This window comes from Mycobacterium sp. WUMAC-067, from assembly GCF_020217485.1.
GTDB lineage: Bacteria > Actinomycetota > Actinomycetes > Mycobacteriales > Mycobacteriaceae > Mycobacterium.
Genome location: NZ_JAEKMI010000011.1, coordinates 60,759 through 75,872, shown reverse-complemented (window position 1 = coordinate 75,872; position 15,114 = coordinate 60,759). Strand labels below are relative to the sequence as shown.

Sequence of the window (15,114 nt, the reverse complement as noted above, 5' to 3'; positions counted from 1 at the left end):
CGGCTACTCGGCGATGCGAGTCGCCGGGTGCACCGCGATAAGCCCTAACTTGCTGCGGCGCTTGCACATTGCGGCCAGCTCCGCGTAGGCCTTGCTGCCCAGCAGCTCGGTGAGTTCGTCGGCCAGGCTTTCCCACACCTGCTTGGCGCCGACGTGAGCGGCCGGGTCGCCGGTGCAGTACCAGTGTAGGTCGGCGCCCCCGGAACCCCAGCCGCGGCGGTCGTATTCGGTGACCCAGGTCTTGAGGATCTCGGTGCCGTCGGGCCGGGTCACCCACTCCTGGCTGCGGCGGATCGGCAACTGCCAGCAGACATCCGGCTTCATGGTCAGCGGCGGCACACCGAGCTTGAGCGCCTTGCTGTGCAGCGCGCAGCCGACCCCGCCCGCGAAACCGGGGCGGTTCAGGAAGATGCACGCATCCTTGTGCTTGCGGGTGCGGTACTGCGGTTGGCCCTCGTGCTCGTCGAGCTCCAGATATCCCTTGCGGCCCAAGCCTTTTTCGCGGTACTGCCAGTCGGCGGCGGTCAGCTTTTTCACCGCGTCGTCCAGGCGGGCGCGGTCGTCGTCGTCGGACAGGAACGCGCCGTGCGAGCAGCACCCGTCGTCCGGGCGGCCCTCCACCGTGCCCCGGCAGGCCGGAGTGCCGAACACGCACGTCCACCGCGAGAGCAGCCAGGTCAGGTCGGCGGCGATCAGATGCTCGGGGTTGTCGGGGTCGTAGAACTCCACCCATTCGCGGGCGAAATCCAGTTCGACCTCTTGGCCCGGCGCTACCGGTTCCGGGTGCGAATTCGCCACGGAGTCCACGTTAGACCACATTTCGGCGCAGCCGAGCCGCTGACACTCGCGGCCCGTATGGCCGTGATCACGGTGGGTTAACCGGGTCGCGCAAGAGCCCGGCGGCCAGGCCCGGTTAGGTTGTCTACGTGCGATTGGGCGTTCTCGACGTGGGCAGCAACACGGTGCATCTCCTGGTGGTCGATGCCCACCGGGGCGGTCATCCGACGCCGATGAGTTCGACGAAGGCCACCCTGCGGCTGGCCGAGGCCACCGACAGCGCCGGCAAGATCACCAAACGTGGCGCCGAAAAGCTGATCTCCACCATCGACGAATTCGCCAAGATCGCCGACAGTTCGGGCTGCGAGGAGCTGATGGCCTTCGCCACCTCGGCGGTCCGGGACGCCGGCAACTCCGAGGACGTGCTGAGCCGGGTGCGCAAGGAGACCGGCGTCGAGTTGCGGGTGCTGACCGGTGTCGACGAGTCGCGGCTGACCTTCTTGGCGGTGCGGCGCTGGTACGGCTGGAGCGCGGGACGGATCATCAACCTCGACATCGGTGGCGGTTCGCTGGAGATGTCCAGCGGCCTGGACGAGGAGCCCGAGGTCGCGATGTCGCTGCCGCTGGGCGCCGGCCGGCTGACCCGCGAATGGCTGCCCGACGACCCACCCGGGCGGCGCCGGGTGGCGATGCTGCGGGATTGGCTGGACGCCGAGCTCGCGGAAGCCAGCGCGAAGATCCTCGATGCCGGCAGTCCCGACCTGGCGGTGGCGACGTCGAAGACGTTCCGCTCGCTCGCGCGGCTCACCGGCGCGGCCCCGTCGGGGGCCGGGCCGCGGGTCAAGAGGACGCTGACAGCAAACGGCCTCAGGCAACTCATATCTTTCATCTCTAGGATGACGACCGCTGACCGGGCGGAACTGGAAGGAGTGAGCGCCGAGCGCGCCCCGCAGATTGTGGCGGGTGCGCTGGTGGCGGAGGCGAGCATGCGAGCGCTGTCGATTGAAGTGGTGGATATTTGCCCGTGGGCATTACGGGAAGGTCTCATTCTGCGCAAACTCGACAGTGAAGCCGACGGAACTGCCCTCATGGGCCCGTCGGTGCGTAATGCTGGAGGTCAGGTAGTTGATCGGAATCAGCACCGATCGAGAGGCGACAAACCATGACCGGACCGCACTCCGAGACCGAAAGCCCGGGCACTCGGCCGATCTCGGTGGCCGAATTGCTGGCCAGAAACGGAACCATCGGCGCCCCGGCGGTCACCCGTCGGCGTCGCCGTCGCCGCGGTGACAGCGACGCGGTGACCGTCGCCGAGCTCACCGGCGAAATCCCCGTGGTGAGTGACGACGACGACGTCGAACACGGCGCCACCGACACGATCGAGGCCGCCCAACCCGCCGAACCCGCCGACGACACCGAGAACGGCGTCGTCGAGCCGGTGACCGAAGACAAGCCCAAGACCGCCTACTGGTCCGAGCCCGAGCCGCGCTGGCCCAAGTCGCCGCCGCAGCCCAAGCGGACGCCGGGCCCCGAGCGCAGCGAATACCCCCGGCCGTTGGCCAACGGGACCGTCAAGCCCGGCGAACCCTCTGGCGCCGAGGACATGAGCTTTGACCCGATGGACCACTACGCCGACATCCCCGTCGACGTGATGGACTCCGACGTCCGCGAAGCCGAACCCGCGCTGGAGGACTCCGCCTACGTGCGCTCCTACCTGCAATCCTCGGGCTCGTTGGAGGAGGACGAGGACGCCGCCGGCGCGGGGTCGCTGACCGCCGGACTGCTCGGCGACGAGGAGCACCTCGAGGGCGAAGACGGGCACGTCGAGGGCGCGGACGCTCACCCGGCGCCGGGCAGGCTCGACTCGCTGTGGCGGGGCGCCGTGGTGGTGCTCCAGTCGATCCTGGCGGTCGCATTCGGCGGCGGGTTGTTCGTGGCCTTCGACCAGCTGTGGCGCTGGAACAGCATCGTGGCGTTGGTGCTCTCGGTGCTGGTCATCCTCGGCCTGGTGGTGGGGGTGCGGGTGGTCCGCAAGACCGAGGACATCGCCAGCACGTTGATCGCGGTCGCGGTGGGTGCGCTGATCACCCTGGGGCCGCTGGCGCTGTCGTTGCAGTCGGGCTAGCGGCGCCCACAGCCAGTGCGCCCAGCCATCAAAGTCGGCCTCTCCACGGCTTCGGTGTACCCGTTGCGGGCCGAGGCCGCGTTCGAGTACGCGGCCCGGCTGGGGTATGACGGCGTCGAGCTGATGGTCTGGGCCGAGTCGGCGAGCCAGGAAGTCGCGGCCGTCAAGAAGCTGTCCCGGCGCTATCGCGTCCCCGTGTTGTCGGTGCACGCGCCGTGCCTGCTGATCTCGCAACGGGTGTGGGGTCCCAATCCGATCCCCAAGCTGGACCGCAGCGTGCGCGTCGCCGAACAGCTGGGCGCGCAGACCGTCGTCGTGCATCCGCCGTTTCGCTGGCAGCGGCGCTACGCCGAGGGGTTCAGCGACCAGGTGGCCAAACTGGAAGCGTCGAGCGACGTGATGGTCGCGGTCGAGAACATGTTCCCGTTCCGGGCGGACCGGCTTTTTGGGGCCGGTCAGTCGCTGGAACGGATGCGCCGGCGCGGCGGCGGCCCCGGTGCGGCGATTTCCGCGTTCGCGCCCTCCTACGACCCGCTCGACGGCAACCACGCCCACTACACGCTGGACCTGTCCCACACCGCGACCGCAGGCACCGATTCCCTGGACATGGCGCAGCGGATGGGGGCGGGGCTGGTGCATCTGCACCTGTGCGACGGCAACGGGCTGCCCGCCGACGAGCATCTGGTGCCGGGACGCGGCACACAACCCACCGTCGAGCTGTGCCAGATGCTGGCCGCCAGCCATTTCGCCGGGCACGTCATCCTGGAGGTGTCGACGTCCGGCGCGCGTTCGGCCAATGAGCGCGAAGCCATGCTCGCCGAGTCGCTGCAGTTCGCCCGCACGCATCTGCTGCGCTGATCATTCAGGAGACCCGCGAAAGTCCATGAGCGCGTTATTCACCACCGCAATGTCGTTGCGGGAGGCCGGTTCCGGCGTCTACGAAGGAGAGCTCGACAAGCGCTGGACCATCGGTCCCAAGGTGCACGGCGGCGCGATGCTGGCCCTGTGCGCCAACGCCGCGCGCACCGCCTGCGGCGGGCCGTCGGCCGGGCCGGTCCTGCAGCCGGTCGCAGTGTCGGCGAGCTTCCTGTGGGCGCCCGATCCGGGGCCGGTGCAGTTGGTCACGTCGATCCGCAAGCGCGGCCGCCGGATCAGCGTCGTGGACGTCGAGCTCACCCAGGGTGACCGCACCGCGGTGCACGCCGTGGTCAACCTCGGCGAGCCCGAGCATTACCCTCCCGACGGCGCCGTGAAGCCGCTGCTGTCGGCCAACCCGGTGCTGGACCTGATGGCGCCCGAACCGCCCGACGACATCGAGCCGATCGGCCCCGGGCATCCGCTGGCCGGCCTGGTGCACCTGGGCGAGGGCTGCGATGTGCGGCCGGTGTTGTCGACCATGCAGGTCCGCGACGACGGGCGCCCGCCGGTGATCCAGATGTGGGCGCGCCCCCGCGGCGTGGCCCCGGACGCGCTGTTTGCGCTCATGTGCGGCGATTTGTCGGCGCCGGTGACCTTCGCGGTGGACCGCACCGGCTGGGCGCCCACCATCCAGCTCACGGCCTTTCTGCGGGGGTTGCCGGCCGACGGGTGGCTGCGCATCATCGCGACCTGCACCGAGATCGGGCACGACTGGTTCGACGAGGACCACACGGTCGTCGACAGCCTGGGGCGCCTGGTGGTGCAGGCCCGCCAGCTGGCGTTGGTCCCTGCCGCTCGCTAGCGGCCGGTGTCTGCGATGCTGTCGGGCATGGCAAGAATCGCGATCATCGGTGGCGGCAGCATCGGGGAGGCACTGCTGTCGGGTCTGCTGCGCGCCGGCCGGCAGGTCAAGGACCTGGTGGTGGTCGAGCGGGTGCCCGAGCGTGCCAAGTATCTGGCCGATACCTATTCGGTGCTGATCACCTCGGTGGCCGAGGCGGTGGAAAACGCGTCGTTCGTCGTGGTCGCGGTGAAGCCCGCCGACATCGAGTCGGTGATGTCGGAGGTCGCGCGGGCGGCCGGCGCGGCGGAGAGCGATACCGCCGAGCAGGTGTTCGTCACGGTCGCGGCCGGCGTCACCATCGCCTACTTCGAATCCAAACTCCCGGCCGGGACCCCGGTGGTGCGGGCCATGCCGAATACGGCGGCGCTGGTGGGCGCGGGGGTCACGGCCCTGGCCAAGGGCAGGTTCGTCACCCCGCCGCAGCTGGAGGGCGTCTCGGCCCTGTTCGACTCCGTGGGCGGGGTGCTGAACGTTCCCGAGGGCCAAATGGACGCCGTCACGGCGCTGTCGGGCTCCGGTCCGGCGTATTTCTTCCTGATGGTCGAGGCCCTCATCGACGCCGGCGTCGCGGCGGGCCTGAGCCGCGAGGTGGCCGGCGACTTGACCGCGCAGACCATGGCCGGCGCGGCGGCGATGCTGCTGGAACGGATGGACGCCGACCGTCGGCTCGGCGAGCTCGAGGCGCCCGGCATGCGGGTGGACGCCACCGCGACGCAGCTGCGGGCGACGGTGACCTCGCCCGGCGGGACCACGGCGGCGGCGCTGCGCGAGCTGGAACGGGGAGGCCTGCGAGCGGCCGTCGACGCGGCGGTTCAGGCCGCGAAAATGCGCTCTGAGCAGCTAAGAATTACATCAGAGTAATCCAAGTTTTTTGAACTGATTGTCCCCCACCAGTACCAGTAACCCCATCAGTCCCGCTATTCTCCTCTTTGTAAGCACGTGTGGGTGCCAGCGGAGGGGAAGCCGCTGGCATGCGCGTGCCTGACACGATTGGGTTGCGATGACGTCTACGAATGGGCCATCAACGCGAGATTCTGCAGGTAAGCCACGGGATACCAGTTCCGTCGATGGCCAGCAGGGCAGGACGCAATTCCTCACCGTCGCCGAGGTGGCGGCGTTGATGCGGGTGTCCAAGATGACGGTCTACCGGTTGGTGCACAACGGTGAACTGCCCGCGGTTCGGGTGGGCCGGTCCTTCCGGGTGCACGCCAAGGCCGTCCACGACATGCTCGAGACGTCCTACTTCGACGCCGGCTGACCCGAACCGGTGGCCGCTTTCGGGCGGCTGCTGGCTTCGCGGTTGCGCGGCGATCAGGCGACGCCGGTTTGGCGTTGGGTGCGTCCGGCTGGGTAAAGTGACCGGGTCCAATCTTTGAAGCAGGTCTCGGTCTAGATAGCGGAGTTCATGGGTTCAGTAATCAAGAAGCGGCGCAAGCGTATGTCGAAGAAGAAGCACCGCAAGCTGCTGCGTCGCACCCGGGTGCAGCGCAGAAAACTCGGCAAGTAACCCCCGCTGCGGCCTTCCTAAGGCCGTCATAAGGCCACCGTAAAAAGGCCCTAACTGGTCGCAACGCGCCATAGTGCGGCCGTCTCGCCGACGGCTAGGCTGTTCGGGTGGATGCGTCGAATGGGGAGAACACCGGGCCGGACGACACCTCCGGCAATGCGGCGCATTACCCCAAAATCGTGCTGGTCACCGGTGCCTGCCGGTTTCTGGGCGGCTACCTGACGGCTCGGCTCGCGCAGAACCCGATGATCAAAGGCGTCATCGCGGTGGACGCGATCGCCCCCAGCAAAGACATGCTGCGCCGCATGGGACGCGCCGAGTTCGTCCGCGCTGACATCCGTAATCCCTTTATTGCCAAGGTGATTCGCAACGGCGACGTCGACACGGTGGTGCACGCGGCGGCCGCGTCGTACGCGCCGCGCTCCGGCGGCACCGCGGCGCTCAAAGAGATCAACGTGATGGGCGCGATGCAGCTGTTCGCGGCCTGTCAAAAGGCCCCCTCGGTGCGCCGCGTGGTGCTCAAGTCGACGTCGGAGGTGTACGGCTCGAGCGCCCACGATCCTGTGATGTTCACCGAGGACAGCACCAGCCGTCGGCCCTTCCGCGACGGTTTCGCCAAGGACAGCCTCGACATCGAAGCCTATGCGCGCGGATTGGGGCGGCGCCGGCCCGACATCGCCGTGACGATCTTGCGGCTGGCCAACATGATCGGTCCGGCGATGGACACGACGTTGTCGCGTTATCTCGCCGGGCCTTTGGTGCCGACGATGTTCGGCCGCGGCGCCCGGCTGCAGTTGCTGCACGAGCAGGACGCCCTCGGTGCGCTCGAGCGCGCGGCCATGGCCGGCAAGGCGGGCACGTTCAACATCGGCGCCGACGGCATCATCATGCTGTCGCAGGCGATCCGTCGGGCGGGCCGGATCCCTTTGCCCGTACCGGGTTTCGGCGTTTGGGCGCTGGATTCGCTGCGCCGCGCCAACCGCTACAACGAGATCAGCCGCGATCAGTTTGATTATTTGAGTTACGGCCGCGTCATGGACACCAGCCGGATGCGCTCAGAACTCAACTACCAGCCGAAATGGACGACGGCGGAGGCCTTCGACGACTACGTTCGCGGCCGAGGCCTGACTCCCATAATCGACCCAGATCGGGTACGCTCCTTGGAAGGTCGCGCCATATCTCTAGCCCAGCGCTGGGGTAGCCGAAATCCAATTCCGTGGGGTGGGGTCAGGTAGGTATCGTGGCGGGTGAAACCAGAGCGAATGTCATTCCACTGCATACGAATCGGGGCCGGGTAGCAGCGCGCCGGAGAGCCGATCAACGAGCAGAGTCAGCCCGCCAGCACCCGTCGTTGTTGACCGATCCGAGCGGCCGCGCGTCGGCGGAGCAGATCGCCGCGGTGGTTCGCGAAATCGACGAGCACCGCCGTGCCACGGGGGCATCGTCCGGCGAGGCGCCGCTGAATGAGCTGGCGCAGCGCGTCGCGTCGGTCGCCGGATTCCTGCGCCAGCGGCTGACGGGTGACTACAGTGTCGACGAGTTCGGCTTCGATCCGCACTTCAACAGCGCGATCGTCCGGCCGCTGCTGCGGCTGTTCTTCCGGTCCTGGTTCCGGGTCGAGGTGAGCGGGATCGAGAACCTGCCCGCCGACGGCGCCGCGTTGGTGGTCGCCAATCACGCCGGGGTGTTGCCGTTCGACGGGTTGATGTTGTCGGTGGCGGTGCACGACGAGCATCGCGCGCATCGTGAGCTGCGGCTGCTCGCCGCCGACATGGTGTTCGACCTGCCCGTGGTGGGCGAGGCGGCCCGCAAGGCCGGCCACACCATGGCCTGCACGACGGACGCGCACCGACTGCTCGCCGCCGGCGAGCTCACCGCCGTGTTCCCGGAGGGCTACAAGGGGCTGGGGAAGCGGTTCGAGGACCGCTACCGGCTGCAGCGGTTCGGCCGCGGCGGGTTCGTCACCGCCGCGCTGCGGACCAAGGCGCCGATCATCCCCTGCTCGATCATCGGGTCCGAAGAGATCTACCCGATGCTGACGGACGTCAAGCTGCTGGCGCGGCTGTTCGGGCTGCCGTACTTCCCGATCACGCCGCTGTTCCCGTTGGCCGGGCCCGTGGGCCTGGTGCCGCTGCCGTCGAAATGGCACATCGCGTTCGGTGAGCCGATTTACACCGACGACTATGCGGCCTCCGACGCCGACGACCCGATGGTCACCTTCGAGCTGACCGATCAGGTGCGCGAGACCATCCAGCAGACGCTGTACCGGTTGCTGGCCGGCCGTCGCAACATCTTCTTCGGCTGAGCCTTTTCCCGCTGAGCCGCGGGGGCCAAAAGGAAACGCCACCACGGAAATCCGTGGTGGCGTTGACCTTTGAAGACGTCGGCTACTTCACCATGGTGAACTGGCAGACGTTCGTGTAGCCGTCGCGGAACAGGTCCGAGCAGCCCCGCAAGTACTTCAAGTAGATGTCGTAGGTCTCCTGCCCCTTCAGGGCAATCGCCTCTTCCTTGTGCGCCTCGAGCGCATCGCCCCAGGCGGTCAGCGTCGGCACGTAGTTCTTGCCGATGAAGTGGTGCCGCTCGATCTTGAAACCCGCGTCCGTCGCGTACCTGTCGACCAGGTCGACCTGGGGCAACTTTCCGCCCGGGTAGATCTCCTTCAAGATGAAGCTGATGAACCGGAGCAGGGTCATGTTGACCTTCAACCCCATCGCGTTGCCCTCTTCGCGGCTGGGGACCACGATCGAGTGCAGCAGCATGCGGCCGTCGTCGGGCAGCAGGTCGTAGTACTTCTTGAAGAAGGTGGCGTAGCGCTCGTACCCGGCGTCACCGGCGCCGTCGGCGAAGTGCTCGAACGCGCCCAGCGACACGATCCGGTCGATCGGCACGTCGCCGGGGAATTCCTCCCAGCCCTGGATCCGCACCTCTTTACGGCGGGGGCTGTCCATCTTTTCGAACTCGGCGACGCAGTGGGCGTACTGGTTCTCGCTCAGCGTCAACCCGATCACGTTGACGTCGTATTCGGCCACCGCGTGCCGCATCGTCGAGCCCCAGCCGCTGCCGATGTCGAGCAGCGTCATGCCGGGCTCGAGGTTCAGCTTGTCCAGAGCGAGCTTGCGCTTGGCGTACTGCGCCTCTTCCAGCGTCTTGGTCAGATTCTGCGGATCGGGATTCTCGTCAAAGTAGCCACAGCTGTACGTCATCGAGGGGTCAAGCCACAGCTTGAAGAATTCGTTCGACTTGTCGTAGTGGGATCGCACGGCCTCGACCGGCGGATGCAGCTGCGTTCCCGTTTCCCCCTGTGGTGACATTTACGACGCCCCTATCTTTCCTGCGGATATTGATGCAACTGCCGCGGCGGTTGCTTCGGTGTCGGCCTGGTTTGCGGCTTCCCCCAGCATTGTGACAACGCTGGTGACGATCGGCTTTCCATCGGCATCGGTCACTTCGCTGCGGATCTCCGCCAGCACGGTGCCGTGGGACTCAATGACCGAGTCTAGGTAGGTGTCGAAGTAAAGCCTATCGTGAGCCAGGATCGGGCGGTAGAACTTGAACTTCTGGTCGCGGTGGATGACCCTGGCGATGTTGATGGGGATGCTGAACTTGGTGAAGATCTCCAACTGCACGCGGCGCCCGGCAATCGCGAGGAACGTCAGCGGCGCCACCATCTCGGTGTACCCCGCCTTCCGGGATTCATTCTCGTCGAAATGCGCCGGGTGGTCGTCTTTGATCGCCTGGGCGAACTCACGGATCTTTTCGCGACCGACCTCGAAGTAGTCCGGTGCGCGGTAATGGCTGCCGATAAGTCCTTCGGCTTCTTTGGGGACTGTCATGCCGCTGTGCTCTCCGCTCGAAGATGTCTCAGCGGCGCAGCCTATCAGCGTGATTGCCGCCGAGAGGCCACCGCGGCCAGCGCACCCCCGGCCGCGCCCAGCGCCAACGCCGACGGCACCCCGATCCGCGCCGCCTTGCGGGCGGTGCGGAAGTCGCGAATCTCCCATCCGCGCTCCCGGGCCAGGGCGCGCAGGCGGGCGTCGGGATTGATGGCGACCGCGGTCCCCACCAGCGACAGCATGGGCACATCGTTGTAGCTGTCGGAGTAGGCGGTGCAGCGTTTCAGGTTGAGCCCCTCGCGAATTGCCAGCGAGCGCACCGCGTGCGCCTTGCCGGCGCCGTGCAGGATGTCACCGACCAGCCTGCCGGTGAAGACCCCGTCGACCGATTCCGCGACGGTGCCCAGCGCGCCGGTCAGGCCGAGGCGTCGCGCGATGGTCGCGGCGAGCTCGTAGGGGGTGGCGGTGATCAGCCACACCTGCTGGCCGGCGTCCAGATGCATTTGCGTCAGCTCGCGGGTGCCGGGCCAGATCTTGTCGGCGATGATCTCGTCGTAGATCTCCTCGCCCAAGGCCACCAGCTGCTCGACCGACCTGCCCTCGATGAAGGCGAGCGCCTTGCGCCGGCCCGCGGCGACGTCGTTGCTGTTCTCCTTGCCGAGGACCTGAAACTTGGCCTGGGCGTAGATGAATCCGAGGACATCGCGATAGGTGAAGTAGTTGCGCGTGGCTAACCCACGGCCGAAGTGCACCGCCGAGGAGCCCTGCACCAGGGTGTTGTCGACATCGAAGAAGGCGGCGGCGGTGAGGTCGATCGGGGGTTGCGGACGGTCCTGGCTGGCGGCGGCTTCCTGCATGCCCTCGATCGCGCGGGCCGCGCTGGCGTCCGCGCCCAGCGACTCCAGGTCGACGTAGCCGGTGTGGTCTGCGTTGACCGGGTCAAAGGAAGTCATCGCCCAACCTCCTAGATCGCTGTGTTGCCTGGTGACCCAGCGGGTGCCCGATACACAACCCTATCGGGCAGATGACGAGGGGGCGGGTATGGCTGGGTCGTCGGCTACCCGGCTGTCCGGCTGCCGGGCTGATGCCTCGGGCTGCCGGCTGCCGAACGTGACGCTGCAGTCACGTTCGACGCCGAGTGTGACTGCAGCGTCACACTCGTGGCTCGGCGGGCCCATTTGGTCGGGGCGCGATAAGACTTGTCCGTGGGCGTCGGTTCAGGAAACGAGCCTAAGCTTTCTTGTCGGGATCGAACTCGGTACCGGATGTGTCATCCCAAAATTTCGGCGAGACGTCTGTTTTGCGGTCTTCGGACGCAACCGCGTCGACTCTGGCCTGAAATTCATCGAAGCCCTTCCTTGCGCGCGCTAATTCTTCTGCCGTTGGCGCGGTAACGCCAGCTTCTTCTGGCGTCGAAAAAGTCTTACCGGCAATCTTTTTGCTCATTGGGAACTCCCGTCATGACGAGAAGGTGCGCGCGGAACAGATAGTCGGCGTTGAATCATTCCGATAAACGTCCTAACTGCCCGAGCGCCGAAACTCGGCTTGGCGATAGAAGAATCCGAGGATGTCGGTAGGTGAAGTAGTTACGCGAGGCCAGCACGTGGCTGAAATGCACGCCGAGGAGCTCTGCGCCACGTGTCGTGCACGTCGAAACAGGCGGCGGCTATCGGGTCAGATGGCGTGGGGGAGTTGACGTGTCCGCACTGCCGGCTGCACCCGAACGCGACGCTGGCGTCACGTTCGACGCCGAGCATGACCACACCGATCACACCCAGGGCCAAACCCGGTTTGCTGATCGTTATTTGGACGCGTCTGCTGCAACGACGATTATGATTCGTCAGTTCCACTGGCGGTCAATGATTCACGATCGAAAATCACCCAGTCATCGGCGTTGTTGACAATCTGGACGCCGTCGAGCTCGGTGGTGGTCGTCAGCATATCTTTGAGTGCCTCCCACTTCATGCCCCCATATCTGATCCCTGGACGTGTTCGCGTCGTGTAAGCGCGTATCACGCGCGGCATGTGCTGGACAGCGAACGTTTTCATAATCGGTTGGCCCTCTTCGCTTTGCACTTTCGCAAGCTCAATGAATATCTCGCGTCCTCGGAGCACAGATCCGATCGACGGCGAAAGTTTCTCCGGCGGCGTGTGAAGAGCGCGTGTTATTAGATCTTCAACCGCGTTATCACTATTCGGCGGAGGTTCAGAGAGTTCATTTGAGCGATTTTCTCTAGACTGCAGAACATCGAGAACTTCGGTTATTTGTTGTTTATTAATTGCTACCCACTGCGACGTGCGATTGCAGACGATCACCCAGTCGAGGTCCGGCATGGAGAGCGCTGCGGCAAGCGCATCTTCGAAGGCGCCACCGGCGAAGGTGTTGGGTAGATCTGGGTGGTCTTCCGATGTGTACAGCATCATGGCATTTGTTCCGTCGGGCAATCGCAGCAAGGGGGTAGCATTGAGCTGCTTTCCCTCATGTTCAACGGTCGTTCGAGGAAAAAATAATTCGACACCACGAAGTGCCGAAAAAAGACGTCGATCTGTCTCCGGCGACTTTTGTTGGGCAGCGAAATCAATCAATTCGTCGATTCCGGCGTTGTGGGGTGCCGTCAACGTTTATACCTTTCGTAAGGCGTGAACTTTTCATTGAATTTATCATATATTCCGTTTACGTGGTATATCTTGCCCGTCGGCGAAGTTGGATCGAAAGTACATACAGCTAAATCGACAAGGCCCATGTTTTCGTGGATAAGCTTACTAATGAGCGTCGGACTCGTTACAGTTAGCGGTGAGCCTAGAATGTTTAACCCATCCGGTGGATGGATTGTATAGTTGGGTATAAGCTCGCCTGGTTTAAAAGTCTTGGAATAAACGCCGGAGGTGTCTCCGCCGGTCTCGATAAGATTGCCCAGTGAGTCAGTAATAGTCGAGCCGTGCTCGGCAAAAGTCGTAATACTCGAGCCTTTCGGCACAGTAAAGAAGCCGTCGCCGGGATCGTAACTTCCATGTCCGCTTATTGTGTGCTTCTCGCCTTGCGGCATCTCGTCATGTGGAATCCCGTGACCGGGGAGTTCCCCTGGTTGGTGCTCACCTTGATCAGGTGGCTGGCCATCGCTTGGTGGTATCTCCTTTGGGGTTTCCTTGGGAAAGGAGTCCGACGGCGGCGCCCCATCACCGGGAAGGTGAGGTGCGTTGCCGTCGCCGGGTGGATGTGGACCGGCGCTACGCGGTTCGGGCGGATGTGCAGCGGGTTCCCCGCCGTGAGGCACCTCCCCGAGGCCGGGAGGCGTTTCGGCGGGGAGGCCGCCCGCGGGGACAGAGGGAACCGACGGCGGCTCCGGCAAAGACGGCATCGATGGCATCGAAGGAGCCGAGGCCGCCGGCATCGAGGCTGCCGGGGTTGAAGCGGCGGGCGCGGCCGCTGGCGGCACCGTGGGTGGTACCCGCGTGGCAGGCTCGTGCGGCTGCGGATAGGGCGATGGTGTGGCTTCTGCGGGGGCCGATACCGGTGGCTTGCCCCCCGATTCTGGTGGGACCGCAATTGGTTTCGGTTCGCCGCTGTGAGGTGTCCCGCCGACCGGCGGCTTGGATTCGGTGGGGCTGTGCGGCAGGGGGCCGTCGGCGGGGCCCGGTGCCGGCTTGCCCGAAGGAGCTGGCGCGGGATGGCCTGGTTCCGGCGGCTTGACCTCCGGCGGTTTGACCTCCGGCGGTTTGACCTCCGGCGGTTTCACCTCCGGCGGCTTGATCGACGGAGGCTTGGGAATCTCGGGCGGCTTCTTCAAACCCTTCAGCACATCGGCCGCCCGGCTGCCCGCTTTGCCCACCTTGGAAAGTGGTCCGCCCGGCAAGGCCAGCGTTGCCACATCGAAGAGCGATTTTCCGAGAGCCTCGGCGGGGTTTTTGCCCCACTCGTCCCAGTGGGTGACGTCCTTTCCCAGCGCTTTCCACGAGTCGGCGACTCCGGGTCCGCCGTCGGGGCCCAAGCCGACCAGTGGCGCGGCCCCGGAGGCCATGCCGTACACGTCTTTGGCGTAACCGATCGGATCGGTCTGAAGCCGGTTCGGGCTGAACTTCGCGAGCTGCTCGAGAAAGTCGTAGCCCTCGATGCCGACGCCTTTGAGGGTCTGGCCGACCTGATTGAGTGCCCTGCCGACCGGCGTCCCGTGCAAAAAGTGGTCCCACTCCTTACCCGCCCAGTGGGCCATATCTTCTGCCGCGGTGGCGGCCGCTGACATGGTGGCCTCGATCTGGCCGCCCAGCGTTTCGGCTTCACGGGAAAAGCTGTCGACCACAGTTTTGATGTCGTCGGCGATCCTCTTGATCTCGTCTTCGTCTTCATCGGTCAGCAGATCCCACACCTCTTTGATCCCGGTCAGCGGATCACAAATGCGGGACAGCAGATCCAGGATCGCCGCGTGGACCTGGTCGATCTTGGCCGCGTAGCTGTTGAGCTGCGCGGCGATCGTTTGGCATTGCCGCGCAACGCTGTTGGTGGCGCCAGACGCATCAGCCAACGCTTTGTTGATGGCGGCGGCCTCGGGAATCTGCTGCGCGGCAATGGCAGCCATCGTGCCGCCACCGGCCGCGATCTCGGTCGTCATAAAGTTGACGCCCGCAGTCGTCCACGCCGCCGCGGCCGCGCGCAACTTCGCCGAATCGCCAGTGGGCCAGATCATTCCGATATACGGCGCGACCCAGCTCCAGCCCGCCGGGGCGCCGCTGCCGGCACCCACGGCCGACGGCGGATGAGACGCCGCGGCCAGCGGCGCGGTCACCGGCGGCGTCGGCAAGCCGCCGGCGCGGCCCGTCACATCCGACATCGCCTCGGCCAGCGCATAGTTGTGGGCCGACATCCGCACGCCGTCGCCGATGCTGCACAGCCCATTGCGGGTACTGGTCATCGCCTCGATCACCTTGGCCGCCGCACCGTTGTAAGCGCGGCCCAGCGACGCACCGACCGGATCGTCACCGGCCATGCCCGCACTGCCGGCGAGCGCCGTGGTCAACGTCGAGATCACCGATCCCAACGAGACACCGGTGGAAAGTACCGTCGCGCCGGCGCGATCTAGGGCAGTCGGGTCACACGCCAGCGGCGCCATGC

Annotated in this window: 16 protein-coding genes; 9 read left to right on the top strand and 7 right to left on the bottom strand. The window is 65.8% G+C overall.

The window, feature by feature from the left end; genetic code table 11:
* Positions 1 to 3 precede the first annotated feature (3 nt).
* On the bottom strand, positions 4 to 807 hold the full coding sequence (locus JF781_RS10170) for a hypothetical protein (protein WP_225328779.1): 804 nt from the start codon (positions 805 to 807) through the stop codon (positions 4 to 6).
* A 119-nt stretch (positions 808 to 926) separates the two neighbouring features.
* Between JF781_RS10170 and JF781_RS10165 the strand changes: the two genes are divergently transcribed.
* The 9 genes from JF781_RS10165 to JF781_RS10125 all read left to right on the top strand — a co-directional run bounded on the left by JF781_RS10165 (position 927) and on the right by JF781_RS10125 (position 8,476).
* Positions 927 to 1,943, top strand: coding sequence for a Ppx/GppA phosphatase family protein (locus JF781_RS10165; protein ID WP_225328780.1), 1,017 nt, complete (start codon positions 927 to 929; stop codon positions 1,941 to 1,943).
* Positions 1,940 to 2,902, top strand: a complete 963-nt coding sequence (locus tag JF781_RS10160) for a hypothetical protein (RefSeq protein ID WP_225328781.1) — start codon at positions 1,940 to 1,942, stop codon at positions 2,900 to 2,902. The genes JF781_RS10165 and JF781_RS10160 overlap by 4 nt, the downstream gene beginning before the upstream one ends.
* 15 nt (positions 2,903 to 2,917) lie before the next feature.
* A complete protein-coding gene (locus JF781_RS10155) occupies positions 2,918 to 3,760 on the top strand; it encodes a sugar phosphate isomerase/epimerase (RefSeq protein ID WP_225328782.1) in 843 nt (280 codons plus the stop codon).
* A gap of 25 nt (positions 3,761 to 3,785) precedes the next feature.
* The gene (locus JF781_RS10150) at positions 3,786 to 4,622 is read left to right on the top strand and encodes a thioesterase family protein (RefSeq protein WP_225328783.1); all 837 of its coding nucleotides are present in this window, start codon (positions 3,786 to 3,788) and stop codon (positions 4,620 to 4,622) included.
* Between the two features lie 27 nt (positions 4,623 to 4,649).
* Complete coding sequence (gene proC, locus JF781_RS10145; RefSeq protein WP_225328784.1) at positions 4,650 to 5,525, top strand: pyrroline-5-carboxylate reductase; 876 nt, start codon at positions 4,650 to 4,652, stop codon at positions 5,523 to 5,525.
* A 139-nt stretch (positions 5,526 to 5,664) separates the two neighbouring features.
* Complete coding sequence (locus JF781_RS10140) at positions 5,665 to 5,922, top strand: cell division/environmental response transcriptional regulator (protein WP_067164836.1); 258 nt, start codon at positions 5,665 to 5,667, stop codon at positions 5,920 to 5,922.
* A gap of 147 nt (positions 5,923 to 6,069) precedes the next feature.
* Entirely contained in the window at positions 6,070 to 6,171 is a 102-nt protein-coding gene (locus JF781_RS10135; RefSeq protein ID WP_003402602.1) for a 30S ribosomal protein bS22, read from the top strand.
* 107 nt (positions 6,172 to 6,278) lie between these two features.
* Entirely contained in the window at positions 6,279 to 7,406 is a 1,128-nt protein-coding gene (locus tag JF781_RS10130; RefSeq protein ID WP_225328785.1) for an SDR family oxidoreductase, read from the top strand.
* On the top strand, positions 7,388 to 8,476 hold the full coding sequence (locus JF781_RS10125) for a lysophospholipid acyltransferase family protein (RefSeq protein WP_225328786.1): 1,089 nt from the start codon (positions 7,388 to 7,390) through the stop codon (positions 8,474 to 8,476). The genes JF781_RS10130 and JF781_RS10125 overlap by 19 nt, the downstream gene beginning before the upstream one ends.
* A gap of 82 nt (positions 8,477 to 8,558) precedes the next feature.
* On the opposite strand, the gene JF781_RS10120 is transcribed toward JF781_RS10125, so the two are convergent.
* The 6 genes from JF781_RS10120 to JF781_RS10095 form a co-directional block, all read right to left on the bottom strand.
* On the bottom strand, positions 8,559 to 9,485 hold the full coding sequence (locus tag JF781_RS10120) for a cyclopropane mycolic acid synthase family methyltransferase (RefSeq protein WP_225328787.1): 927 nt from the start codon (positions 9,483 to 9,485) through the stop codon (positions 8,559 to 8,561).
* Positions 9,486 to 10,007, bottom strand: a complete 522-nt coding sequence (locus tag JF781_RS10115; protein ID WP_225328788.1) for a MaoC family dehydratase N-terminal domain-containing protein — start codon at positions 10,005 to 10,007, stop codon at positions 9,486 to 9,488. It abuts the gene before it with no gap.
* A 44-nt stretch (positions 10,008 to 10,051) separates the two neighbouring features.
* Entirely contained in the window at positions 10,052 to 10,960 is a 909-nt protein-coding gene (locus tag JF781_RS10110; RefSeq protein ID WP_225328789.1) for an HAD family phosphatase, read from the bottom strand.
* Positions 10,961 to 11,237: 277 nt separating this feature from the next.
* The gene (locus JF781_RS10105; RefSeq protein WP_225328790.1) at positions 11,238 to 11,453 is read right to left on the bottom strand and encodes a hypothetical protein; all 216 of its coding nucleotides are present in this window, start codon (positions 11,451 to 11,453) and stop codon (positions 11,238 to 11,240) included.
* 384 nt (positions 11,454 to 11,837) lie between these two features.
* Positions 11,838 to 12,626: a hypothetical protein gene (locus tag JF781_RS10100; protein ID WP_225328791.1), complete on the bottom strand. Its 789-nt coding sequence runs from the start codon at positions 12,624 to 12,626 to the stop codon at positions 11,838 to 11,840.
* On the bottom strand, positions 12,623 to 15,112 hold the full coding sequence (locus tag JF781_RS10095; RefSeq protein ID WP_225328792.1) for a putative adhesin: 2,490 nt from the start codon (positions 15,110 to 15,112) through the stop codon (positions 12,623 to 12,625). The genes JF781_RS10100 and JF781_RS10095 overlap by 4 nt, the downstream gene beginning before the upstream one ends.
* Positions 15,113 to 15,114 lie beyond the last annotated feature (2 nt).